Annotated in this window: 17 protein-coding genes; 6 read left to right on the top strand and 11 right to left on the bottom strand. The window is 40.6% G+C overall.

The genetic code is table 11. The features are described 5' to 3' along the window. Positions 1-3: 3 nt before the first annotated feature. From nrfD to CLV99_RS16560, 4 genes are all read right to left on the bottom strand, one after another. A complete protein-coding gene (gene nrfD, locus CLV99_RS16545; protein ID WP_133585633.1) occupies positions 4-1,485 on the bottom strand; it encodes an NrfD/PsrC family molybdoenzyme membrane anchor subunit in 1,482 nt (493 codons plus the stop codon). 29 nt (positions 1,486-1,514) lie between these two features. Continuing rightward, positions 1,515-4,520, bottom strand: a complete 3,006-nt coding sequence (locus CLV99_RS16550; RefSeq protein ID WP_133585634.1) for a TAT-variant-translocated molybdopterin oxidoreductase — start codon at positions 4,518-4,520, stop codon at positions 1,515-1,517. 38 nt (positions 4,521-4,558) lie between these two features. Next, entirely contained in the window at positions 4,559-5,842 is a 1,284-nt protein-coding gene (locus CLV99_RS16555) for a cytochrome c3 family protein (RefSeq protein ID WP_133585635.1), read from the bottom strand. A 473-nt stretch (positions 5,843-6,315) separates the two neighbouring features. Continuing rightward, on the bottom strand, positions 6,316-7,302 hold the full coding sequence (locus tag CLV99_RS16560) for a LacI family DNA-binding transcriptional regulator (RefSeq protein ID WP_133585636.1): 987 nt from the start codon (positions 7,300-7,302) through the stop codon (positions 6,316-6,318). A gap of 106 nt (positions 7,303-7,408) precedes the next feature. On the opposite strand from CLV99_RS16560, the gene CLV99_RS16565 reads away from it, so the two are divergent. Both CLV99_RS16565 and CLV99_RS16570 read left to right on the top strand, forming a co-directional pair. Continuing rightward, entirely contained in the window at positions 7,409-9,670 is a 2,262-nt protein-coding gene (locus tag CLV99_RS16565; RefSeq protein ID WP_133585637.1) for a GH92 family glycosyl hydrolase, read from the top strand. Positions 9,671-9,801: 131 nt separating this feature from the next. After that, entirely contained in the window at positions 9,802-10,122 is a 321-nt protein-coding gene (locus CLV99_RS16570; RefSeq protein WP_133585638.1) for a DUF493 domain-containing protein, read from the top strand. Positions 10,123-10,167: 45 nt separating this feature from the next. On the opposite strand, the gene CLV99_RS16575 is transcribed toward CLV99_RS16570, so the two are convergent. From CLV99_RS16575 to CLV99_RS16605, 7 genes are all read right to left on the bottom strand, one after another. After that, positions 10,168-11,079 (bottom strand): sugar phosphate isomerase/epimerase family protein, encoded by a 912-nt coding sequence (locus CLV99_RS16575; RefSeq protein WP_133585639.1) that lies wholly within the window; start codon positions 11,077-11,079, stop codon positions 10,168-10,170. Positions 11,080-11,083: 4 nt separating this feature from the next. Next, positions 11,084-12,409 carry a Gfo/Idh/MocA family protein gene (locus tag CLV99_RS16580; RefSeq protein ID WP_211348559.1) on the bottom strand — a complete coding sequence of 442 codons (1,326 nt, stop codon included), beginning with the start codon at positions 12,407-12,409 and terminating at the stop codon, positions 11,084-11,086. A 64-nt stretch (positions 12,410-12,473) separates the two neighbouring features. Next, a complete protein-coding gene (locus CLV99_RS16585) occupies positions 12,474-13,988 on the bottom strand; it encodes a RagB/SusD family nutrient uptake outer membrane protein (protein WP_133585640.1) in 1,515 nt (504 codons plus the stop codon). Between the two features lie 14 nt (positions 13,989-14,002). Further along, entirely contained in the window at positions 14,003-17,236 is a 3,234-nt protein-coding gene (locus CLV99_RS16590; protein WP_162850144.1) for a SusC/RagA family TonB-linked outer membrane protein, read from the bottom strand. A 174-nt stretch (positions 17,237-17,410) separates the two neighbouring features. Then, positions 17,411-18,577 carry a FecR family protein gene (locus CLV99_RS16595; RefSeq protein WP_133585642.1) on the bottom strand — a complete coding sequence of 389 codons (1,167 nt, stop codon included), beginning with the start codon at positions 18,575-18,577 and terminating at the stop codon, positions 17,411-17,413. A gap of 103 nt (positions 18,578-18,680) precedes the next feature. Continuing rightward, positions 18,681-19,217 carry an RNA polymerase sigma factor gene (locus CLV99_RS16600; protein WP_133585643.1) on the bottom strand — a complete coding sequence of 179 codons (537 nt, stop codon included), beginning with the start codon at positions 19,215-19,217 and terminating at the stop codon, positions 18,681-18,683. A gap of 156 nt (positions 19,218-19,373) precedes the next feature. Next, complete coding sequence (locus CLV99_RS16605; RefSeq protein WP_133585644.1) at positions 19,374-20,204, bottom strand: glycogen/starch synthase; 831 nt, start codon at positions 20,202-20,204, stop codon at positions 19,374-19,376. 147 nt (positions 20,205-20,351) lie between these two features. Here CLV99_RS16605 and panC point away from each other — a divergent pair, with 147 nt between their 5' ends. From panC to CLV99_RS16625, 4 genes are all read left to right on the top strand, one after another. Further along, positions 20,352-21,200: a pantoate--beta-alanine ligase gene (gene panC / locus CLV99_RS16610; RefSeq protein ID WP_133585645.1), complete on the top strand. Its 849-nt coding sequence runs from the start codon at positions 20,352-20,354 to the stop codon at positions 21,198-21,200. 56 nt (positions 21,201-21,256) lie between these two features. Next, complete coding sequence (gene panD, locus CLV99_RS16615) at positions 21,257-21,607, top strand: aspartate 1-decarboxylase (RefSeq protein WP_133585646.1); 351 nt, start codon at positions 21,257-21,259, stop codon at positions 21,605-21,607. Between the two features lie 11 nt (positions 21,608-21,618). After that, positions 21,619-21,984, top strand: coding sequence for a hypothetical protein (locus CLV99_RS16620; RefSeq protein ID WP_133585647.1), 366 nt, complete (start codon positions 21,619-21,621; stop codon positions 21,982-21,984). 245 nt (positions 21,985-22,229) lie between these two features. Continuing rightward, the gene (locus CLV99_RS16625; protein WP_133585648.1) at positions 22,230-24,485 is read left to right on the top strand and encodes a TonB-dependent receptor; all 2,256 of its coding nucleotides are present in this window, start codon (positions 22,230-22,232) and stop codon (positions 24,483-24,485) included. Positions 24,486-24,541 lie beyond the last annotated feature (56 nt).

Genomic DNA, 24,541 nt, shown 5'->3' on the forward strand with positions numbered 1-24,541 from the left:
CTACTATTTTTTACGTAATGCGTTAATTTCCTCCTCTGTTACAGAGTCATATTTCTCCAATGAATTTCTAAAGAATTCAACCTGATCCTCAGGGAAAGCTCCTTCTTGAACAAGCTTCGTTTTGTGTTGTAAACTAGAGCTCTTCAACAATAACTTCACTTCGGCTATCGCTATACCTGGTAAGAAACGCAAGAATAATAAGAACAAAGTAAAGAACAAACCGATAGATCCTACAAAGATACCGACATCGACCCAAGTTGGGTAGAACATCGCCCATGATGATGGTAAATAATCGCGGTGCAATGAAGTAACGATAATTACGAAACGCTCAAACCACATACCGATATTTACGATGATGGATAGAATCCAAGAGATAGGAATACTTGTACGGATCTTTTTGAACCAGAACAACTGTGGAGAAATAACGTTACACGTCATCATCGCCCAATATGCCCAAGCGTAAGGTCCAGCGATACGATTTGCAAATGCATACATCTCATACTCAGAACCTGAATACCAAGCGATAAACAACTCTGTTAAGTAAGCAACCCCGACGATAGATCCCGTTACCATGATAATCTTGTTCATTGCTTCGATGTGGAACATCGTGATGTAATGCTCAAAGTTCATGACCTTACGAAGGATCAATAATAATGTCTGTACCATCGCAAACCCAGAGAAAATCGCTCCCGCTACGAAGTAAGGAGGGAAAATCGTCGTGTGCCATCCTGGAATAACAGACGTTGCAAAGTCCATAGATACAATCGTGTGTACAGAAAGTACAAGTGGAGTCGAGATACCCGCTAAGATTAACGAAACAATCTCGAAACGTTGCCATGATTTTACTGAACCGTTCCATCCGAAAGAAAGGATAGAGTAAACTTTCTTTCTCAATCCATGTGCACGGTCACGTACCGATGCGATATCAGGTAACAAACCACAGTACCAGAATACTAAAGATACCGTAAAGTACGTTGAAATCGCGAAGGCATCCCATACCAATGGCGAGTTAAAGTTAACCCATAGCGATCCGAACTGGTTTGGCAATGGGAAAATCCAGTATGCTAACCAAGGACGGCCCATATGCGCTACAACATAAGTTGCGGCACAGATAACGGCGAAAATTGTCATCGCCTCTGCTGAGCGGTTAATGGAGTTCCGCCAGTTTTGACGGAAAATTAATAATACCGCTGAAATCAGCGTTCCGGCGTGCCCGATACCTACCCACCACACAAAGTCGGTAATATCCCAAGCCCAACCTACAGTTTTATTTAGACCCCAAGCACCGATACCCGTCCAAAACGTGTATCCAACACTTATGACCCATAACATAGCTCCACACACGGCTACGATAAATCCTATCCACCAAGCTTTGTTTGGCTTATTTTCAACCGGCAATAGGATATCATCAGTCACTTGTGCGTAAGTGATGCCCTTACCGGTCATTAATGGTTCTCTTAATATTGATTCGTTATGCGATGACATAGTTTTTTTATTTCAGATATAGAATAAAATTATGCTTCAAATGTGTTTCTTACTTTAGTCATGTAACCGATGTTCGGCTGAACATTGATTTCTTCTAATACGTAATACACACGCTCGTTGCGTAATGCTTTTGATACTTCAGATTCAGGATCGTTAGCATCACCAAAGATAATTGCGTTTGCAGAACATGCCGCTTGACAAGCCATTTTAACGTCACCATCTTTCAATTTACGATTCTCCATCTTAGCCTGCAATTTACCTGCCTGAATACGTTGGATACACATCGAACATTTTTCCATTACCCCACGAGAACGTGTAGTAACATCTGGGTTCAACACCAACTGAGTGAACTCATTGTTCAAGTAGTTGTCAAAACGGGAATCATTCCAGTAGTTGAACCAGTTGAAACGACGTACTTTATATGGACAGTTGTTCGCACAGTAACGTGTACCGAAACAACGGTTGTAAGCCATATGGTTAAGACCCTCCGAAGAGTGTACTGTTGCCAATACCGGACATACCGTTTCACATGGAGCGTGCTCACAGTGCTGACACAACATAGGCTGATGAACAACCGTTACGTTTTCAAAGTCATCGATATGTGCAATTTCTTTTTCTTTAGTGTATTTAGTACCGTTATCTTCGATTGTGTAGTAACGGTCGATACGTAACCAGTGCATCTCACGACGACGACGAACCTCATCACGTCCTACAACAGGGATGTTATTCTCCACATTACACGCTACGATACACGAACCACAACCTGTACAAGCGTTCAAGTCGATAGCCATAACCCATTTGTGACCTGGTTGCTCAAACTTGTTCCACAAATCGTATGTTTTGTGCGTATCAGAGAAACGTCCAGACTCCGAATTAGGATCTTTCAAATACTTCGCAAAAGTAGTCTCACGAATAATATTACGTCCCTCGATAGTATGGTGTGTCTGTGTTTGCGCCAATTCGTAAGTACCAGAAGCCTTAGTTACTGTAGCTTTAGCAGCTAACTGTACTGTACCATTCACCAATGTAGCGAAAGGATAAGCGTTGTGACCTACATTATTACCTGCTTTACCAACATGTGTACGACCGTATCCTAAAGCGACAGAAACCGTACCCATTGCTTGTCCTGGTTGCAATACCACTGGAAGTTCAAGGCTGTAACCGTTAGCTTCAACTTTTACTTTACCATTCTCTCCCAAACCTAATTGCTCCGCAAATTTAGGGTTAAGGGCTGCATAGTTGTCCCAAGTAACTTTAGAAACCGGATCAGGCAATTCCTGCAAATAAGCATTGTTTGCATAACGGCCATCACGCATCACTGTAGACTCGTACAATTTCAACTCAACCTCACCAGCAACTTTCTTAGCATCGGCAACGATTGCAGAAGATACTGCATTCACGTCTACATTAGCAGAATAAGCCGATCCTTGGTTTGTTCCTTTATAGATATATCCAACTTGTAGTACATCTTTCCATGACTTACCTGTTCCTGCTAAAATAGTAGCATCCCAAGTTTGTTTCACGAAATCGTAGATACTTGTTGTCTCGCCAGCCCAAACCAACAAACTTTGTTCAGCTTGTCTTGTATTGAATACCGGGTTGATAGTCGGTTGTACAACAGTATATAAACCTTCTTTTGAAGAGGCATCACCCCATGATTCCAAATAAGTAGGAACCGGTGCGATAGCATTCAATGTAGAAGCTGTCTCCTCTGCACGATCAGCAAATGACAATGTAAAGTCTATTTTCGCAATAGCGGCTTTAACATCCTCTGCTTTAAAGTAATCGTAAACTGGGTTGCTGTTTAAGAAGAATGCAACGCCAACCTGTCCAGCTTTTGCAGCTGTCAAGAACTGTTGGAATGCGGCATCCGAACCTTGGTGTTGCTTCGAGTAATTATCTAGATCGATAATAGTACCGTAAGCGCCCAATTGCGTATTAATTGCATTAACTAACGACTGAACATTCACATCGTTCGCCCCTGCAACAACAATAGATTTACCTTTTGCAGCAACCAATTCTTTTGCGGCCAACTTGATAGCCGTTTGTGCTTTCGCATTGGTAGTACCACCAGCAACAGACTGTCCTGTGATTTCATTGTATAATGAGATCAATACAGCACCTTCTTCCGAAGGCTTGATAGCGATACGAACGTCAGCATTTGAACCTGTCATCGAAAGACCAGATTCGAATTGGATATGACGTGACATCTTACCGTTTTTCAACGATTTGTAGTCACGGTTTTTGATATAATCTTGTGTATGCTCTTCACCTGCTAACCAAGATCCTAAGAAATCAGCTGCAACTGAAACAACAATCTGTGCATTACCGAAATTGTAACTAGGAATTACAGCTTTGCCAAAATTGTTTTTGTTTGCTTCAACAATACCGCTATACGATATTGCATCTACTTGAATATGATTAGCAGTAGGGTATTTTGCAGACAATTTAGCGATAGATGCCAATGTCGAAGGTGAATTCACCGTATTAGAGACAATTGTGATCTGCTTACCTGCTGCTGCTGCTTTTGTTAACGCTGCGATTACCGTAGCATCTAACTTAGACCATTCTACATCTTTACCACCAATCTGTGGGTTCTGCAATTTGGACATATCGTACAAATCAAGAACAGAAGCCACTGTATTAGCGTCAGTACCTTGATTCAAACCAACACCATTTGGATTTGCCTCTACAGAAATAGGACGTCCCTCACGTGTTCTAACCAAAATACTCTGTCCATTAAAAGACGAAGCATAATAGTTTGGAATACCTGGAGTAATCTCCTCTGGCTTGATTACATAAGGAACAGCCTTGTGAACCGGTGTACGGTTACATGCTGCCAATGTAACAGCGCCCAAACCAAACCCTAAAGCTTTCAAGAAATCACGACGTGGAGTTCTTGTACTTAAACCTGCTTCATTTAATACATCTTCTACAGGAATAGGCTCAGCAAACTCCCCTTTGTTGTTTTCAACAAAAGCAGGCGTTTGATTCAATTCTTCTAAACCCTTCCAATATTTTTTATTGCTATCCATTTAAGCTGTATATAAGATTGCGTTTTTCGATTTAATTATTAATAGTGACACTTACCACACTCAAGACCACCAATCATTGCTGCAGTCATCTTCTCACCCTTCTTCAATTTCTCATGTGCCTCGATCAACTGATCGTAGTATTTATTATCGGCATTCACCTCTGTCGTTTTGTGACAGTCCACACACCATTTCATTGTCAATGGCGAATACTGATACACTTCTTCCATCGTCTCGATAGGACCGTGACATGTCTGACATTCAATACCAGCAACAGAAACGTGTTGCGAGTGGTTGAAGTAAGCAAAATCCGGTAGGTTATGAATTCTAACCCACTCGATAGGACGCGGATTATCACCATATGTACGTGTATCTGGATTCCAGTCAACAGCACGGTACAATTTCAAGATCTCCGGTGAAGTTTCACCATTATAGTGATCAGACGCAGTAATCGTATTGTGACAGTTCATACACACATTCGCAGATGGAATAGACGCATTCTTAGATTTAAATGCACCACCGTGACAGTACTGACATTCAATCTGATTAACACCAGCGTGTATTTGGTGAGAGAATTTGATTGGTTGCACTGGCTTATAACCTTGGTGTACACCAACATTCCACATCGTCTGCCATCCTAAAACAGCCAACAGACCAACAACCATCAATGCAGCAAAACCGACAAGCTTCTTGTTTTTCAAGAACTTCTGAGCAAACTTAACTTTACCCGTCTCCTCTACCGATTCATTACGTGCACGAGCAGCTTCTACCGCTACCTGATTATTAGCAATAACTTTTTCTAATGTTTTAGTAACACGACTCAAGATTACGATTACGCCTATCGCCAACAAGAAGATAGCCGCCATACCAATAATCATAAAATTATTAGCATCATCAGTCGCAGCAGCACCGCCTGTCGCACCACCTTCAGCAGGTCCTGCAGCCAAACGAGTCTCTTCTTCTTTTACGAAAGCAATGATACCTTTGATCTGATCGTCTGAAAACTGTGTAAAAGCAGGCATCGCCACTTTATTGTACTCTTCAAAGATCTGCTTAGCCATTGGATCTCCCGAAGCAATCATTGCTCCTGAGTTTTTAATCCACTTAACTAACCACTCTTCATCATGACGTTCGGACATACCAGACAAAGCTGGACCAGTAAATTTCTTGTCAATCTTGTGACACGAACTACAGTTTGCCTTAAATAACGCAGCCCCTTCTTTTGCATCCTGCGCGTTTGATGTCGTTGTAACGGCAAATAACAATACCAAACTGATCGATATTGACTTCGCAAGTCTTCCCAATACGGATGAGATATTTCTCATATTTAGCACTTTATACTATTTATTTATGAATATAAAAATTACTTTACTCTATTGCTGGAGTACACAGTCCTACCAAACAATGCACAAAAGTATGACTTTATAAACAATCCCTGACAATTTAATGACGCAAATTGTCAATTTAAAACCATTCTAAATAGATTCGATTGCTTTAATAAATGTATGCTCACGCTATTTAAAACAAACTTATGTGCATTGGGATTTTTCGTTTGAGCTTCCCATTTTAAAAAAGTGACAAGACGAACGATTTAGAATGTGGAAAATCATTTACTGGTAAAAACTAAACCTGTATATTAGTATCTGCGCTCAAAAACCACTTCCACCTAAAGCCATTTACTTTGTGTTTTTTTCAACAAGCATGACAGCAAGGTCTTTGCAAACGGGAGCCCACAACTAGAGGGATGGTAAACAAAACAACCAATGGATATACGAAGAAGAATCCGTAAAAGAACAAATTAGCGAACAATGACCTCACAGGGCACGACCACCTGTACCAATCCCTTACTCTTGCCATTGATTTCATCAATCAAGATATGAACTACCTGCCGTGCGATTTCTTGAAGATTCTGTGATATTGCGCTCACAGCAGGATCTACTAAAGAAAAAAGTGCGTTCTCATCAAAAGAAACCAGCTTTTCAAGAGGCAGATTATAGCGCTTGATAGCCTTCAATCCCGAGATTGCCAAGTAATTGGTAGCGAACAATACACCATCCAAGCGATTCTCCTGAATAAAATCTCTGATCTGCAAGATGGTTTCGTCCTCAGGCTGAGCACGGACGATCTGCGTTATCAAGACCTCTTTGTCCAACAACTCTACAGCCTCTCTATAACCATCCATTCGCCCCCGCATCTGCAATTGACTAGAATCAATAGTAACCAACCCCACTCGCGTAGATTTCTTTTCATTCAAAAGCAAGCAGGTGCCAGCATAAGCTCCTCTATGATTTTCAGAGATCACAAAATTAGTTTCTAAATCCTCCAGATGACGATCAAACAATACGACAGGCACGTTGTTTTTTAACAACTTCTGAATCACTTCCGTTAATCCTTCGGTAGGCGCAATGATGAAACCATCGATCTGTCTATCATAAAAAAGCTGTATTAGCTCTTTCGCCCGGTTCACATCGTTATTCATACTACAATAGACGATATGGTATCCGAAATCGTAAGCAAACTTTTCAATCTGATCTGCAATGTTCGCAAAGAAAGAATTTGAAATATCCTCGACCAATAAGCCTAATGTCTTAGATTTTCCGGTACGCAAGCTCTTTGCCAGTTGGTTAGGCTTATAACCGACCTTATCAACATAATCCAGCACCTTTTTCGTCATCGCCTCGCTTATACGCTTTTCCTTGGCCTTATCATTTAATATAAAAGACACTGTAGTAACAGAAATGCCTAAATTATTTGCAATATCAGAGATAGAAAGTCGCTTCTTCATCCGCCTAAACTACTAAAATATTACAAAATTTTAGCACGGAAATATTCGAATATTTGCTAAAAGGTTTTATCTTCACAGAACAATAACGATATCAGACACTAAGCTTATGATAACCAAAACCTCTAAAGCTTACTTTTCCGCAGCCTTTATTCTATTAGGTCTTGGAACCAGTAATGCGCAACAAGTAGATTACACACAATATGTAGATCCGCACATCGGCTCTGCGGAACATGGGCATGTTTTTGTAGGCGCCAATGTACCTTCTGGCGCTGTGCAACTCGGGCCAAGCCAGATCGCCCAAACCTGGGACAAATTCAATGGCTGGGACTGGTGCAGTGGTTACAATTACAAGAGCGAAGATATTTTAGGCTTCACCCATACACACCTCAGCGGCACAGGAATCGGTGACCTCAACGACCTATTGATATTACCGGCCACAGGCAAACACCACCTGTCTCCTGCTCCCTTCGGGAAGATGGATCAAGGCTATGGCTCCACGATAAGCAAAGCCAATGAAACAGTGCGCCCAGGTTATTACAAGGTATTACTGGAAGACTACGGTATACTCGCTGAAATGACGAGTTCAGAGCGTGTGGGTTACCATCGTTATACTTTTCAAAACAAAAACACACCACACCTGTTAATCGATCTCGGATTTCAGATGAACTGGGACAAAGCGACAGACACCTACCTTAAACTAGTAGACGAATACACCTTGGTGGGATATCGGTTTTCTAAAGGTTGGGCGGATGACCAGAAGGTTTATTTTGCCATCAAGTCGTCTACCTCCTTAAAAAACACCCAGTTTTACAATGGCAACAAGAAGGTAAATGAATACCTCGTAGCCAAAGGCGCACACATCAAAGCCATTATCGACATCGACGCAGGAAAACCTGTAGAACTGAAGGTCGGGCTATCTCCAGTAAGTGTTGAAAATGCTTTAGACAATATACAACGTGAAATACCCGGTTGGAGCTTCGATCAGGCTAAATCCAATGCAACTAGAAAATGGAATGAGACGCTAGGGAAAATCGACTATGAGGCAGACCCAAGATCAAAAACGATCTTCTACACCGCATTATATCACTCCTATTTTGCACCAACGATTTTCAACGATGCCAACGGTGACTATATGGGTACCGACAAACAGGTGCATCGCCAAGAAAACTTTGAAAACTACACACTATTTTCACTTTGGGACACTTACCGAGGGCTACACCCCTTAATGACACTCTTGGAGGACAAAAAGAACAAAGACTACATCAAGACCATGCTCAAGATATACCAACAGCAGGGCAAGCTACCTGTATGGCATCTTTGGGGTAATGAAACCAACACTATGGTAGGACTCCCTGCCATCCCTGTGATTGCCGATGCCCTATTGAAAGGCTTTATTGACCCAGCAGACCAGGAGCTCGCTTTTGAAGCGGTAAAAACCACAGCGATGGGATATGAAAATGGTCTTCGATTCGTACGTGATCTCAGCTATATCCCTATTGACAGTATGGATCACGAATCCGTTGCTTGGGCATTAGAGTATGCTATTGCCGATTTTGGAGCCTATAAAATGGCCAAATACCTTAACAAGGATGAAGACGCAAGGTATTTTGAGCAGCGTTATAAGCTGTATGAAAAATACTTCGACAAGGAAGTGGGACACTTTGTGGGCCGTCATGCGAATGGTAATTTCAGACGTCCATTCGACCCGCTTATGGCCAAACATAGAGAAAACGATTACTGTGAAGGCAATGCTTGGCAATATACCTGGCTTGTGCCTCACGATGTGAATGGACTGATGCAGTTATTCGGTGGCGAACAACAATTCGTAAACAAACTCGATGAGTTCATTCAACTTCCCGAGGTACTGGACGATGCCTCTCCAGACATCTCAGGTATGGTCGGCCAATACGCACAGGGCAATGAACCCAACCATCACGTTCCTTATCTATATGCCTATGCTGGCCAACAGTGGAAAGGAGCAGCCCTAGTCCATAAAGCGATGACTAAATATTACACCGATCAGCCAAATGGTTTATGCGGAAATGATGACGCAGGACAAATGAGCGCCTGGTATGTGTTTTCATCGATGGGTATCTATCCTGCCAACCCTATGGACGGCAAATATGTATTCGGATCTCCGCTCATGAAGTCTGCGAAAATAGCATTGGGTAATGGTAAAACATTCAAGATTGTGGCAAAAAATCAAAGTAAAGACAATATCTACATCCAACGGGCGATGTGGAACGGCAAAACCTATGACAAAAGCTACATCACCCACGATATGATTATGGCTGGTGGTGAATTAGAATTTGAAATGGGAGCAAAACCCAACAAAAAATTTGGACAAGCTTTAAGCAATCGGCCTTAGGCAGCAGGCTTTAAGCAGTATGCCGTAGGCTATAGTCATATAGCCTACGGCATATAACATATGGCTAACAACTGTCAAAATAACAAAGGCACAGATATTGCAATTAACTTTCCAAAGAAAGGAATTATTACATGAAAGATTTAGGAAACATTAGCATTCAGGATATCAACCAAAATGACGGTGTTGACTTCTATGCAAGTTTTAGAGAGAAATTAATGGATGTAGAACAATTTCCTACATTGTATACATTTAAGTTCATTGTACCCGCTACAGCAGACAATAAACAGGCTATAGAGGCTATTTTTGAACACCCAAGCACAAAGATCCAGATAAAGGATTCAAAAACGGGAAAATACAACTCCCTCACCGTTGAAACCTTTGTAAATAGTGCCGATGGCGTGATCGCATACTATAAAAAAGTATCATCAATTGAAAAAGTCATTATGTTATAAAAAAAAGAGCTGTCATTCTGACAGCTCTTTTGGGTTACCATCTATTTAATAGAGACTCACAATCTTGTTCATTTGGTCTGCCACTTTTTCCAAATAGCCTTTATCCCCTCCACCAAGTTCGCTTGTAATCCATCCCCCCTTATATCCGACATCCCGAACCATCTTCATTACCAATTTCCAATCAATATCTCCGGCTAACAACTCTACATTAAACCCTTTGCCCAGACCTTCGTTGTTCATCTTCTCCCTACTAAACTCTTTTGCATGAAGCTTAACTATACGCTGTCCTAGCACTTCAATCCAGTGCTCAGGCCATCCATAACGCAGTACGTTACCGATATCAAAGTACCACCCAATGAGGGGGTGGTCAATAGTATCTAAAAATGTTTTAGCTTCTAGAGGACTAAGAATAAAATTATTCCAAACATTCTCTATCCCTATTTTAACACCAGTTTTCTCTACATACGGAATCAGCTTACGTATGGAATCTAATGCATTATCATAAGCTTGTTTATAGGACACTTTATCATTAACGACGCCAGGAACTACCAAAACTGTATCACCACCCAATTCTTTAGTCTCCTGCAATGATTTCGCTACGGAGTCAATTGTAAACTGTCGCACTGAAGGATTAGTATCAGACAGTGACTTTGCCCAATGATCTTTGTTAACAGTACTGGGAATTTCAATCCCGGTTTTATCTCTAGCATTAATTAATTCCTTAAAATCGAAATTATCAGGGCTATTAATTTCTACGCCATCAAATCCAAGATCTTTAACCAACTTAAATTTATCCAATAGAGACAACTCTTCTTTAATCATATAATAACTCACGCCCTTCTTCAAGCGATTGTTAGATAATGTCCCTAATGAAAAAGGTGTAGCACCAACAGATGAGTTGACAATTGCTCCCCCGATCAGTAAAGACGATGATCTTATAAAATCCTTTCTATCCATGTCCTTAGAACTTAATATCAATACCAGGTACAGAAACTGGCAAACTATATTTCAAATCCCAGGACACTTCTGCAGGAAACAGTACCTGATTAGAGGCTAATGCTTCCGTGATAAGGACTCGCTGTCCTGTATATCCGGCCATTCGTCCTGCCAAAGCAACTAGATTAGATTTAAACATCCAAGCCCCATCATGTTTTGGCTTATTGCTACGAATACCAGCAAACAGCTCATCATGCTCCTGCTGATACATACTTCTAGAACTGCTTTCCTTATAAGCGTCCTCATTTGTAAATTTGGTATCATCGGCATAGCTCCATGGATTGTTGCCGGTAATAGTATGTGCACCTGTCCTACAGTCCACTATACAACGGCCTTGATCACCAACTAACTCTACAGCATACGAAGGCTCCGTTCCGTTTTGTTGTCTGCAAGAGAAAAAACTCTTTCTTCCCCCCTGATAATCATATATTACAGAAAAATGATCAAAAACATTTCCAAACTTTACATCAGTCCGTTTCTGCCGACCACCACTCGCTATCGCTGATACCGGCAATTCATCACCCAATGCCCATTGCATCATATCTAGACTATGTATTGCCTGCTCGATTATATGATCCCCAGCCAACCAACTATAATAAAGCCAATTACGTAACTGATATTCAAAGTCCGACCATTTCGGCTGTCGCTCTTTATACCAAAGCTCCCCTGTATTATAAGAACTCTCTGCCGTTAATACCTTTCCAATCTGCCCTTCCAATACCCTATTAAACGTTTCTCTCTTGGGTTTATGATAGCGCCAACAAAAGCCTGAAACCAGAGATAGATTTTTTGCCTTAGCTGTATCCGAAGCTGCCATTGCCCGACGCAAACCTGGTGCATCTACAGCAAAGGGCTTTTCACAAAAGATATGCTTTCCAGCAGATACAGAAGCCTCTAAATGTGCGGGACGGAAGCCAGGGGGAGCCGCCAATAATACGACATCAACATCCTGTGCTAAAAGCTTCTGATAGGCATCAAGTCCAACGTACTTGTGCGTATCGGCAACTTGGACCTTATCACCAAAAGCTTTCTTCAGATTATTATAGGAATCGCTCAAATGGTCTGAAAAAGCATCAGCCATGGCATAAAGTATAACATTAGGATCAGCATTAAGCGCTTCCATCGCCGCAGCTGTACCTCGCCCTCCACATCCTATCAAACCAATTTTTAACGTTTTTGAATTTAAACGCCATGCAGGTGTAGAAGCCACCACATAATCACCCAATACAAGACCTGCTGCAGCTGTCATTCCCGCTGTTTTTAAAAACTTCCTTCTTGAAAAACTCATCATAATTTTTGTTTAGAAATTCTACTTATTAATGTCTACTACCTTAACCTCCCATCTAGGGAGAAGTTTATGGATTTTGTTCTAACTTCGTATTGCGATTGATTTCAGCCTGCGGCACAAAGAAAACAACTCTTTTATCGGTAGGCTTGATTTCCTGATGCACATTTGTTGTGGGCGTATTGGACAAGGAATGGGTCCCAGGATAGTCACGGATTAACGACCTATTATTACGGAACAAATCATAAGCACGATGCCCTTCAAAAGCGAGTTCTAAAAAACGTTCTTCTAAAACAACATCCAGAATATCTTTGTTATCTTGAGTTATCTTTTGCTTCGTATAGAGCTCCGCTCCCTTTAATCCGGCCCTTTCCCGCAACTTATTAACATCAGCCAAAGACTCGTCTACATTTCCCTGCTTTGCATTCGCCTCCGCCCTTATTAAATAGAGTTCTGCCAAACGAATATATACTGGAGAGCTTAGATTCACCACATCCTCTTGAAAAGAATACTTGTTAACATAATACATCGGCACAACGGGAGTCAGCTTCTGATTATATTGCAAGACACCACCGACGGTATAGGGTACAACAAAAGAATTCCGTAAATCATGCGGGTACTTATTTAATAAATCATAATATTTGACGGAGGCATAAATTTCGGCCCAGCCCGTCACTCCTTGTCCAACCGGTTTGCCTGAAGCGTCTGCACTATTGTACATAGACCCTATTGAACTCATTCCACGGTCTTCCACTTTCGTATGTCGTATACCGAATATTGTTTCTCTATTATTCTCAGGTACCATACGGAAATAAGCCGCATAATCAGAACCTTGTAATAGTGTATATCGGGGAGAATTAAGAACTAAAGTAGCATACTTTATAGCATTAATATTATCTTCCATATACAGATAGACACGAGCTAATAAAGCATACGCCACCTCTTTAGAAGCAAAGGAATTACTCTTATTTTCGCTCATCAGATCTGCAGCCTTCAATAGATCAGAGATGATGAAACTATACACATCTTTAACTGAGCTCCGTACAATTACGTCTATCTCTTCGTCAGTCAAGTCATCTCGCAAGATAGGCACGCCTAGATTGGCTCCTTGTCCTTGCGTATATGGCCTACCAAAGATGCGAACCAAGTTAAAGTGCATTAATGCCCTTAAAAATAAATTCTCTCCCTTCAACTGTAATAAGCTTGGAGAAGCATCATCTGGCACATAACCAATTACTTTATTGGCAGCGGCCACAACTTTATAACTCTGCGCCCAGAAATTGGTACTATGATCCGAAGTATTAATATGAGTGTAACGGTAGGCTCTCGTCAAGTCATCACCAGATGCTTGCCCTTGAGCGACTGCATCGCCAGGATATTCCATTAGAAAATGTCCGCTACGTACGTAAGCCGCATTTTTCAAAACAGCATATGTACCTATTGTAGCAGTTTCTACATCCGCGGCGTTTGCCAAAGCCGATTCCTCTTCTATAAACTCAGATGGTTGATGGTATTTTTCACAAGACTGTTGAAAAAAAGAAACTAAAACAACAAGACTGGTTATATATATAATCGATTTCTTCATTTTCTTATGTTATATTAAAATGTCAAATTCAAACCAAAAACGAAACGCTTCGAAATCGGATATTTAAAGCTCGATCGTCCAGAAGCCTGCTCAACCTGTGTCAGCGAAACCTCAGGGTCGGGTCCTGAGAAATTAGTTATTGTCCATAAATTATCTCCACTAACAAAAAGGTGCACTTTACTTATCCCTGTCCTTTTTAATGCAGTTTGTGGTATTGTATATCCTAGCTTTACATTTCGTAACCGGATATAACTACCATCCTCAAGAAAACGTGAGGAAGTCTGACTAGACTCCTTGTTTCCACCTACCACGGCTTTAGGATGTGTAGCGTTATCACCTTCCTTTACCCAACGTGTCCAATTAGCCCTAGGTACCATAGAGTTAAAAGCTTCGTACAAACCATCACTATCAAAATAAACACGCGTGTCGTTATATACATAGTTGCCAGATACGAAATTGAAAAAAGCTGATAAAGTAAAGTCTCCATAACGTAGCGTATTGTTCATTCCGCCAGAGAACTTCGGTGCAGCAGATTTCCCAGTAAACTGGCGCGAATCAGATGTCGCCGCTTCGCTGTAAACATTGGTCGTAGTAATAGTAGATAAGCCGTTGGCATTTTTTTCTACCCTTTCCCATAATGGATCTCCATTTTGGGGATCGACCCCCACCCAGATAGGGAGATTAAATTCATCCATATCGTGTCCGACCGCAATTGGCTGTCTCGCCCCTTGGTTAAACACGCTAGCCCCATCACTCAACTCCAGTACCTTATTCCTATTGAATGACATATTGAAATTAGTTTCCCAATTGAATTTATCGCTAACAATATTCTGAGAAGTAATATTAAACTCAAGCCCACGATTCTGTACCGACCCCGCATTTACCCATACATAGCTGTATCCTGTAGTTGCTGCCAAGGGTTTTCTATATAATAACTCACTAGCCTTTTTATCATAAACATCAACACTAACCTGCAATCTATTCCATAATGTGAAATCAACACCCAAATTGGCGGATTTTATCTTTTCCCAGCTAAGATTCGGATTACCTTTTTGATATGGCGCAGCTCCTGGCAATCCCGAATAACTAGCTTCCTGTGTTATGCTGTACAATCCAAGAGCAGCGAAATTAGAAATACCATCTGCGTTACCCACGGTACCATAACTACCTCTTAACTTTGCATAGGTCAGCGTAGAATTTCCTTTCAAAAAATCTTCATTGGTTATATTCCACGAAGCTCCAAACTGATAGAAATTCGCAGTAGAATTATTCTTCCCAAATTTAGACGAGAACTCATTTACAAAAGACCCGACTAAAAAGTATTTGTTGTCGTAGTTATAGTCAGCCTGCATCAAGTACTTACGAAAAGAAACCTGTTCCTTAGATCCACTTGGACTTAATAAAACATTCGTCGCTACTGACATTACATCCCTGCCTGGTGGCAGACCTTTACCAGAAGTCTCAGACCAATCCGAAATTGTGGTTTCTGCTTCCGCAACTCCCAAGACGACTAAATTATGCGCGTCAAAATTATCCGTATAACGAACCCGATTAGATGTCAGATAACGCTCAGAACTTGAGGTTCCATTGTAGAGTTCCCCTTCATTAGCTCCCCCTTGCTTCGTACGCCGATCAAAATAACGCGCAGTTTTACCATTATAGTGCTGTGCTCTATTATAAGTCGAAAGCATAACTTTATTGCTCAGCTTATAATCCAAAATCAAGTCGCCGCTATAGGACATATCCTTGCCATTGTTGTAGTTATACTGTAAAGAATGTAAAAAATTCTCCCGTTCTCTTCCATACCAAACAGTCTCGAAACGACCGTCTACTGGACTGCCTGTCGAATCGAATGCTGGATCAAAAGGGAGGTTAGTATAAGCATCATAAATGGTGTTGCTGTGTTCATAATCGTATTTTCCGACACTACCATTAATATAAACCCCTGCGGTCAGACGTTCGGAAAGCTTTGCGTTGATATTATTTCTAAAATTGTAACCTGTGAGTCCGGTACTCTTCAAAGTGCCCGTTTCACGAAAAAAAACGCCAGAAGTATAAAACTGTACCTTTTCTCCTCCACCCGAGGCAGATAGATTATGACTATTGACGTGCCCGTTACCAAATGCCAGTCCCCACCAGTCAGTATCATTGTCCAAGACAGAAGGAGCACGATTATAAAACTTAGTCTGATAATCATAAAGTTGTTGTGAATTCATTAATTTAAACTTTCCCATAGTTGGGTTTGTAAATCCAAACGAATTCTTCAGTTCAATCTCCGTTTTGCCAGGCTTCCCCTTTTTAGTATTAACAAGGATAACTCCATTTGCAGCACGCGACCCGTATAAACCAGTAGCCGCGACGTCCCGTAAAATAGTTACTGACTCTACATCTGCAACATTATAATTCCCTCCAATGTTTCCATCAACAACAGTTAATGGTGCTGTGCTCGCAGTAATCGTTCCAGCCCCTCTTATCAATATGCTCGGCTTACCTGTTGGATCACCGGATGCAGAGGAAATAACAACACCAGGAGCCTTGCCTTGCAACATAGATGCTAGATCGTTTGAAGTTATATCCTTCAATTTTTCTTCATTCAATGTCGCTATAGCACTGGAAAGATAACGTACACGCTGAGTGGAATACCCTACTACAACAACCTCATCTAAATCACCTATACCGGCCTCTAAAACAACATTAATTATCGCCCTCCCATTAATCTCCACTTCTTGGGTAAGATACCCTACTGTAGAAAAAGAAAGCTTCTTCTGCGAACCGTTCACCTGTATAGTGTATGAGCCATCATTTTTTGAAGCAGTCCCTTGAGAAGTACCCACGACAGAAATCGTAACACCTGTTAAAGGCTTTCCTTCGGAGTCTGTCACGACACCGCTAATTTCCTTTGTCTGCAGCGTCCTCTTCTCATCTATTACACCAGATATGCTACCACTATCATACTTCTTCGGTTTAATTAGAACAATATTTTCATCAATCTCGTAATCTAATTTCGGTACTTCTAGCACCGACTTCAAAACTGAAGCCAAATCCTTATTCCTCTCGTTAACCGAAACCCTAAGCTTAACATCAACTAAAGAACTATTGTATAAGAAATCTACCCCTGATTGTTTTTGAATAGCATTAAAAACATGCTGTAGGGGAGCATTTGAAAAATTTAAAGAGATTTTTTGTCCATAAGTCGAAGCGTTTACATGAACAAACAGCATCATTATAAAAAAAGCCGCTAGTTTCATTCTAAGTACGCATTTAATCATTAGGTTTTTCGAAAAACCTCGATTACTAGCATATAAATTGTACATTTGCAGTAGTTTGGTTGATACATAATTATAATTCGTCAAAACATATTGTCTATCGCTAAACATTAATTGGAAGTGTTGGTAGCACTTCCTTTTTTTACAAAAAGACTTCTAAGACATAGCAACTACCCTCCTTCCCACAATTTTAAATTTATAATTGGATATCTTTTCGAGTTGTTTTAGTATATCTGACAATTTCTGCGTCCGTTTTATACTACCAGTAAAATGGTCCTTAGATTTACCCCGAATTTCATAATCGGTTATCTCATACCAATTTTTGATCTTGTCAAGGACCGTAGCTATATCATCTCGATTAAAACGGAAATAACCCTCTTTCCAGGCGAGCACATCTTGGATGAGTACTTCTTTATGAGACAACTCACCAGACAGGTTATCTGAAACAGATTGCATCCCGGGTTTAATCCTTACTTTATCCCAATTTGTAGAAACCTCTACACTTCCAGAAACCAAGGTTGTTAAGACTTTATTATCTACGATATTAGTTGCTACATTAAATGTCGTCCCTAACACTTTAATATGGCTAATACCAGCAGAAACGACAAAGGGTTGTAATGCGTTATGTGCCACTTCAAAAAAACCTTCTCCTTCTATAACAACAGACCTACCTGAGTTTAAAAATCTTGATGGATAAGTTAAACTAGAGCTTGAGTTTAATAATACAGCCGTTCCATCAAAAAGCAACACTTTTGCATCCATACCTTTTGCCGCCTTAATTTTCCTGTAATTCAATTCTGGTTCGTCTGTTTCAGAAATTTTAAATACTGCCTTACCATCCTGATCTCTAATCACCTGAATTCCTTCTTTAGCTAGTATCTCTTTAGGCGTATGTAATAGGGAGTATTTCGTATGGTCTACCAAGGTGACCGTTGCATGATTTTCATCTGGTAATGTAATATCTGCATCCGCGAGACTATCTAAGGTTTCGGAAGGGGCAGCATAAAAGATATAAATTCCTAAAGCAATCAATAGCGATGCTGCGATGCCACTTATAATTTTTACGACAATTCTTTTAGTCTTTGCTTTATTTAAGTTGAGGTTTCTTTTTAATCTGTAAAAGCCTTGCTCTTGATCAAAATGAGGACTATCGGTAAACTCAAAAAGACCGTCTAGGGCATCAGGTTCATAATCTTCCACTAAATTAGAAATGTAATCTAGATCTCCCCTGTTCAACTCTGCCAATAACTCTACCAATTCAGATTTCGAAATGGTATTATCTGCATATTTTACTAAGAGTAACTTAAGTCTCAACTCATTCATAATGATCTATACTAAAAAACTAAAAAATAGTCGTTTATATATAGAACACTAAATTCCCAAAAGAGGACTAGTCAAAAAATCACTTTTTTAATTAATAAATAATTTAGGTAAATTTTCTTATTCGTTTTAGTGCCTGTACCAGATGGTTCTTAACCGTATTTGGTGATACACCAAGTTGAGTTGCTATTTGTTGATGTGTAAAACCTTGTTCACGACTAAGCTTCAATACTTCACGTTGACGAACTGGCAATTGCTCCAAAAGTTTACCTAGATGAGTATTCAGTTCTTTTGCTATAAAAACTTCGTGTACACTCTCTGCTAAACACGAGACATTTTGCCACATCCGTTCAAGATCTACATTAGACCTACCGACATCTCTTATCTTATTTAAAGAAGCTCGTTTGGTGATTACATACAACAATCTCCAGACATCCCCATTTAGATCTAACCTTTCCCTACTATCCCAAAACTTAATAAACACCTCCTGAACAATATCCTCACTCCAGCCAGTATCCTTCAATAACACGAACGAAAGTTTATAGACACGATTAGCATACCGGTCATAAATAACTTTCAAAGCCCATTCCTTTCCGGATATAATAGCCCTAAGCAAGGCCATATCTTCATTAGGATGCATCATGATTTTGGTTCTAGTTTATTATTAGTTTAGACCAAATTACTGATTTATCCCAAGCTTAACAAATATAGACACAGCACGATATCAAAAAGAATGCTCTTAGACTAGGACATAAAAAAAGCGGGCTATCAAAATGATAGCCCGCTTTTTTTTATCCTTTTAAGCTTCTACTTCTTCCGAAGCAAACTCTTCATATAATGTAGCAAAGTTTTCATAATCCTCTGCTGACTCCGGTTTGAACACCCGGATCTTCTGATCCTCTACAAACTGAAGTACATCTTTATCTAGATTATCATCCGCCATTACCACAACGTCCGTATAGGTCAATGCGCCCTTGTAGACATCTGCATAACTTCCAGAGCCATACACCGCAGCATCCTCTTTGGTTACATCTTCATCAGCAGCCATTTCGGCCAACTTCGTACCCATAGTATCCGGTCCTGAAAAATCTTTCTCTTCATTAAACAGTGAATAGAAAACTTTCGCATCCTTAAAGGTAGGATCATCATGATACACCTTTTTTAAATACAGAGGTATCATTGCTGTAAACCATCCATGACAGTGTACAACATCTGGAGACCATCCCAATTTCTTGACTGTCTCCAAGGCACCTTTGCAGAAGAACAAAGACCGCTCATTGTTATCACCAAAGAACTTTCCTCCTTCATCCCTAAATATCTTCTTCCTTTGGAAGTACTCCTCGTTATCCAAAAAGTAAACCTGCATACGCGCCGCAGGTAAAGAAGCTACTTTAATGATTAATGGATTATCGTTATTATCCACCACTATATTCATTCCCGACAACCTTATCACCTCGTGAAGACGATTTCTGCGCTCATTAATACTACCAAAGCGAGGCATAAGAATGCGGATTTCAAATCCTTTTTCCTGCATAGCCTGTGGTAATTGGCGTGTTATTTCAGAAATTTTACTTATTTCAAGGAAAGGCGACATCTCGTGGGTAACAAACAATATTTTCGTTTTTGCCATCTCCAATTGCTTTTTTTATTTATTTGAACAGTAAAATCGGTGTACAAAGATACGAATAATATCTAATTTTTACAATTCATTAAAAATTAGACCTTTCTAAATCCAAATATATTATGCAATTTTGCCCCCTATTTTACCATAGTATCCATGGAAATATATAGTACAAAAAGTGACCTTCAAGCTCATTTGCAGACATTACGGGAGGCCGGCAAGCAGATTGCATTAGTCCCTACGATGGGTGCTTTACACGAGGGCCATCTTTCACTGATACGAGAAGCACAGACCGTAGCGGACATCGTCGTATGCAGTATATTTGTAAACCCGACACAATTCAACGACCCTAAGGACCTCGAGAAATATCCAAGACCCATCGAAAATGACATCGCTTTACTGCAAAGTGAAGCCTGTGATATACTTTTTCTACCTTCGGTCGACGAAATGTATCCTACAGCCAACGAACACTGGTCAATAGATCTCGGCGAATTGGATACATTATGGGAGGGAGCACAAAGACCAGGACATTTTCAAGGTGTCACACAGATTGTATATAAACTGTTCCATTTAGTACAGCCACATATCGCTTGCTTTGGTCAAAAAGACTTTCAACAGGTCATGGTCATCCAACGGATGATAGACCTCAAAAAGCTTCCAGTAACCTTAAACATATGTCCGATAGTACGAAGTGAAAAAGGGCTGGCACTCAGCTCAAGAAACAGTAGACTCTCAGAAAAGGGCAAAGAGGAAGCTTTGGTATTGTTCAACGTTCTGGATGAGACCAAAAACAACTTCGCCAACACGTCTATTGAACAGCTACAACAGGAAGCTATAGCAAAGCTAAATACACAACCAGAGATTACACTGGAGTATTTTGCGATATGCGAGACCCGCACACTACAACAAGCAACCGACAAGGATAACAACAAAAAGTATGTTGCCCTGGTAGTAGCTTGGATAGAAGGAGTAAGACTAATAGACAACATGCTATTAAATATGTAACGATTAAGTAACATTTAATCACTAACATTTAAAGAGATAAAAGCTAATTTTGTATTATGATGATTGAAGTAATGAAGTCGAAGATTCACCGTGCCCGTGTCACACAGGCCGAATTGAATTATGTGGGAAGCATCACCATCGACGAAGACTTGATGGAAGCTGCAGATATTCTGGCAAATGAAAAAGTGCAGATTGTAAACAACAATAACGGTGCACGCTTAGAAACCTATGTTATCCCAGGAGAACGTGGTTCGGGCACGATTTGTCTGAATGGAGCTGCGGCTAGAATGGTACAGGTTGGGGATATTGTAATCATTATCTCCTATGCCCTAATGGATCGGGAAGAAGCACGGACACACCAACCTAGATTGGTTTTTCCAGATGACCACAACCGTTTAATTAAGTAATTAATAACATATTGCTAAACACTATTTCTAGATATCGCAGCCTATTTGCCTACCTCCTAGCGGGGTGGATGTCTGTCATTGTCATCAGTGGAATAGTCTTTATGCACAAAGAGGTAACCTCTAAGGGTGAAATTATAACACACATTCACCCTTACGATTTTACCAAGAAAAAAGACAAACACCACCACAAAAACGACGCGGAGATTCAGTTCCTCAATGTTGTTTTTCAAGGTGCGTTCATTGAACCCGTATTTACTATTGTTGAAGTTCCTTTTTTTCAGGAGTTCAACTATACTACATACGCGGTTTATTCCAAAACTTACCATTTTACCAAAGACCTCGACACCTACCTCCGAGGACCTCCAATGCTTGCTTAGCGACTCTCTGTCTTTGACGGAGTCAACACCCATTATACATGCTTTCAGTGTATAATCTCGGATAAGTATATTCTAATACAAGGGAACGATATGCCCCGTACTGAATTTTATGTCATAGGACACTAGTGGTACAGGCTATTTCTGCAATACCTATAGGCATATAGCCTATAGTACCCTTTATAAATATACCTTATACCAAACGTATTAACATTTTATTAGCTAATAACAAGCATTACACATTAATTATGTCTAAATTTTACTATGGCTTAATCACAGCCGTATCTATACTATGTTTCAACCTAAGTGTCTACGCACAACAAATAATGGGGTACGTCCATGATGCCGACGGCAAACCCGTGGAAAACGCAACTGTACGACTAGAAGGAAGCAGTAATGGCACAAAAACTGCACCTGACGGGAAATTTGAACTCCCACTCCCTACTGCGAAAGCGAAACTATCCATTAGAGCGATAGGCTACCTGTCCATACAGGAAGCTATTGAAAAAAGTTCATACCAAAGCGGAACCATATTTACACTAGCCAAAGACAACCGCAACCTTGACGAGGTAGTGGTCTCGGGAACATTAAAAGCAGTATCCAAACTCGAAAGCCCAATTCCAGTGGAAGTCTACTCGGCCAAATTTTTCAGAGCGAACCCTGCCCCGACTATCTTTGAGTCCTTACAGAACATCAATGGCGTCCGCCCACAGATCAACTGTAGTATCTGTAATACAGGAGATATCCACATCAATGGTCTAGAAGGGCCTTATACGATGGTTCTTATCGACGGTATGCCAATCGTCTCAGGACTATCGACCGTCTATGGATTGAATGGTATACCACAAGCGCTGATCGAACGCGTAGAGATTGTCAAAGGTCCAGCATCAACACTTTATGGTAGTGAGGCTGTAGGCGGTTTGATCAACGTAATCACCAAAGCACCATCCAATGCGCCCAAGTTCAGTTTAGAAGCTTTTGGAACAACCTGGCAAGAGTACAATCTAGATCTTGGCGGGAAATTTAATATAGGCTCTGCTCAATCGCTATTGGGGATAAACTATTTTAACTACTCAAATCCGATTGACAAAAACAATGACAACTTCACAGATGTCACACTACAGGACCGTCTATCGATCTTCAACAAATGGAACTTTGCCCGCAAAGACAATAAAACATTCTCTGTAGCAGGTCGATACGTATACGAAGACCGTTGGGGTGGAGAGATGCAATGGAATAAAAAATACCGCGGTGGAGAAGAGGTATATGCAGAGAGTATCTATACCAAGCGCTGGGAAGTAATGGGTATTTATGACCTACCGGGCAGCGAGAACTTCTCCCTTTCGGTAAGTGCTAATGGGCATAACCAGAACAGCTACTATGGTAACACTCCTTATATGGCGGACCAACGCATTTTCTTTGGACAGCTAACCTGGAATAAAACGTTAAAAAATCATGACTTATTAACTGGACTTGCCTATCGATATACCTATTACAAGGACAACACCCCTGCTACAGATGAGACCTCACATACACACTTACCAGGTTTATTCGTACAGGACGAAATTACATTCCACCCGCAGCACAAATTGCTCTTAGGTGCCCGTTACGACTACAACTCCATACATGGAAGCATAGTCTCACCACGTGCTAACTATAAATGGAACTCGCAAGACAAGAGCCAAGTGCTACGTGTAGGTATTGGTAATGGATACCGGGTAGCCAATGTCTTTACCGAAGATCACGCTGCTTTGACTGGTGCGCGCGATGTCGTATTTGAAGAGGATCTAAAACCTGAGACTTCTTGGAATGCTAATATTAACTATGTCAAAAAATTCTACTCCGACAATGGTTCTGTCTTCGCTATAGATGCTTCAACATTTTACACATACTTCAATAACAAGATCATTCCTGATTACGAAACTGATGTTAAAAAAATCATCTATTCCAATCTCGATGGTCATGCTGTATCTAAAGGAATATCCCTCAATCTAGACTGGGCACACCATAGTGGTCTAAAAGCCATGATCGGTGGTACGTTGATGGATGTATACAGCGAAGAGAACGGGGAAAGAACCTGGCAAATGCTAACGGAGAAATTTATGGGCACCTGGACCATCGGATACAATATAAAACCAATTGGACTAAGCATTGACTACACCGGAAATGCTATAGGTCCAATGCGCTTGCCTGTATTAACGACCAAAGATGAAGCAGATCCAGCCAATAACTATATAGATCCGCGTCCAGACAAATCAAAACTATTCAGTATACAGAATATCCAATTGACCAAACACTTCAAGAATGGCTTTGAGGTATTTGGAGGAGTCAAAAATCTATTGAACTGGACACCAACAAAGGGACTTCCTTTCTTGATTTCACGTGCACATGACCCATTTGAAAAAATTGAAGACTCTAAACTCCCTCCTTTTGACCCGAACTATGTCTATGGGCCAAACCAAGGAATACGTGGATTCTTAGGGGTTCGCTATAATTTATTTTAGTAACATGTAAATAGAAAGGTGCCCAAAAATATTTTTGGGCACTTTATTCTTAAAAC

The organism is Sphingobacterium yanglingense (assembly GCF_004363245.1).
GTDB lineage: Bacteria > Bacteroidota > Bacteroidia > Sphingobacteriales > Sphingobacteriaceae > Sphingobacterium > Sphingobacterium yanglingense.

Bases quoted from the DNA above. Each gene is read 5' to 3' on its own strand.
- panC (WP_133585645.1), top strand. From the start codon at position 20,352: ATGGAAATATATAGTACAAAAAGTGACCTTCAAGCTCATTTGCAGACA.
- CLV99_RS16560 (WP_133585636.1), bottom strand. From the start codon at position 7,302: ATGAAGAAGCGACTTTCTATCTCTGATATTGCAAATAATTTAGGCATT.
- CLV99_RS16595 (WP_133585642.1), bottom strand. From the start codon at position 18,577: ATGAATGAGTTGAGACTTAAGTTACTCTTAGTAAAATATGCAGATAAT.
- panD (WP_133585646.1), top strand. From the start codon at position 21,257: ATGATGATTGAAGTAATGAAGTCGAAGATTCACCGTGCCCGTGTCACA.
- CLV99_RS16555 (WP_133585635.1), bottom strand. From the start codon at position 5,842: ATGAGAAATATCTCATCCGTATTGGGAAGACTTGCGAAGTCAATATCG.
- nrfD (WP_133585633.1), bottom strand. From the start codon at position 1,485: ATGTCATCGCATAACGAATCAATATTAAGAGAACCATTAATGACCGGT.
- CLV99_RS16585 (WP_133585640.1), bottom strand. From the start codon at position 13,988: ATGAAGAAATCGATTATATATATAACCAGTCTTGTTGTTTTAGTTTCT.
- CLV99_RS16600 (WP_133585643.1), bottom strand. From the start codon at position 19,217: ATGATGCATCCTAATGAAGATATGGCCTTGCTTAGGGCTATTATATCC.
- CLV99_RS16580 (WP_211348559.1), bottom strand. From the start codon at position 12,409: ATGATGAGTTTTTCAAGAAGGAAGTTTTTAAAAACAGCGGGAATGACA.
- CLV99_RS16570 (WP_133585638.1), top strand. From the start codon at position 9,802: ATGAAAGATTTAGGAAACATTAGCATTCAGGATATCAACCAAAATGAC.
- CLV99_RS16575 (WP_133585639.1), bottom strand. From the start codon at position 11,079: ATGGATAGAAAGGATTTTATAAGATCATCGTCTTTACTGATCGGGGGA.
- CLV99_RS16625 (WP_133585648.1), top strand. From the start codon at position 22,230: ATGTCTAAATTTTACTATGGCTTAATCACAGCCGTATCTATACTATGT.
- CLV99_RS16565 (WP_133585637.1), top strand. From the start codon at position 7,409: ATGATAACCAAAACCTCTAAAGCTTACTTTTCCGCAGCCTTTATTCTA.
- CLV99_RS16550 (WP_133585634.1), bottom strand. From the start codon at position 4,520: ATGGATAGCAATAAAAAATATTGGAAGGGTTTAGAAGAATTGAATCAA.
- CLV99_RS16590 (WP_162850144.1), bottom strand. From the start codon at position 17,236: ATGAAACTAGCGGCTTTTTTTATAATGATGCTGTTTGTTCATGTAAAC.
- CLV99_RS16605 (WP_133585644.1), bottom strand. From the start codon at position 20,204: ATGGCAAAAACGAAAATATTGTTTGTTACCCACGAGATGTCGCCTTTC.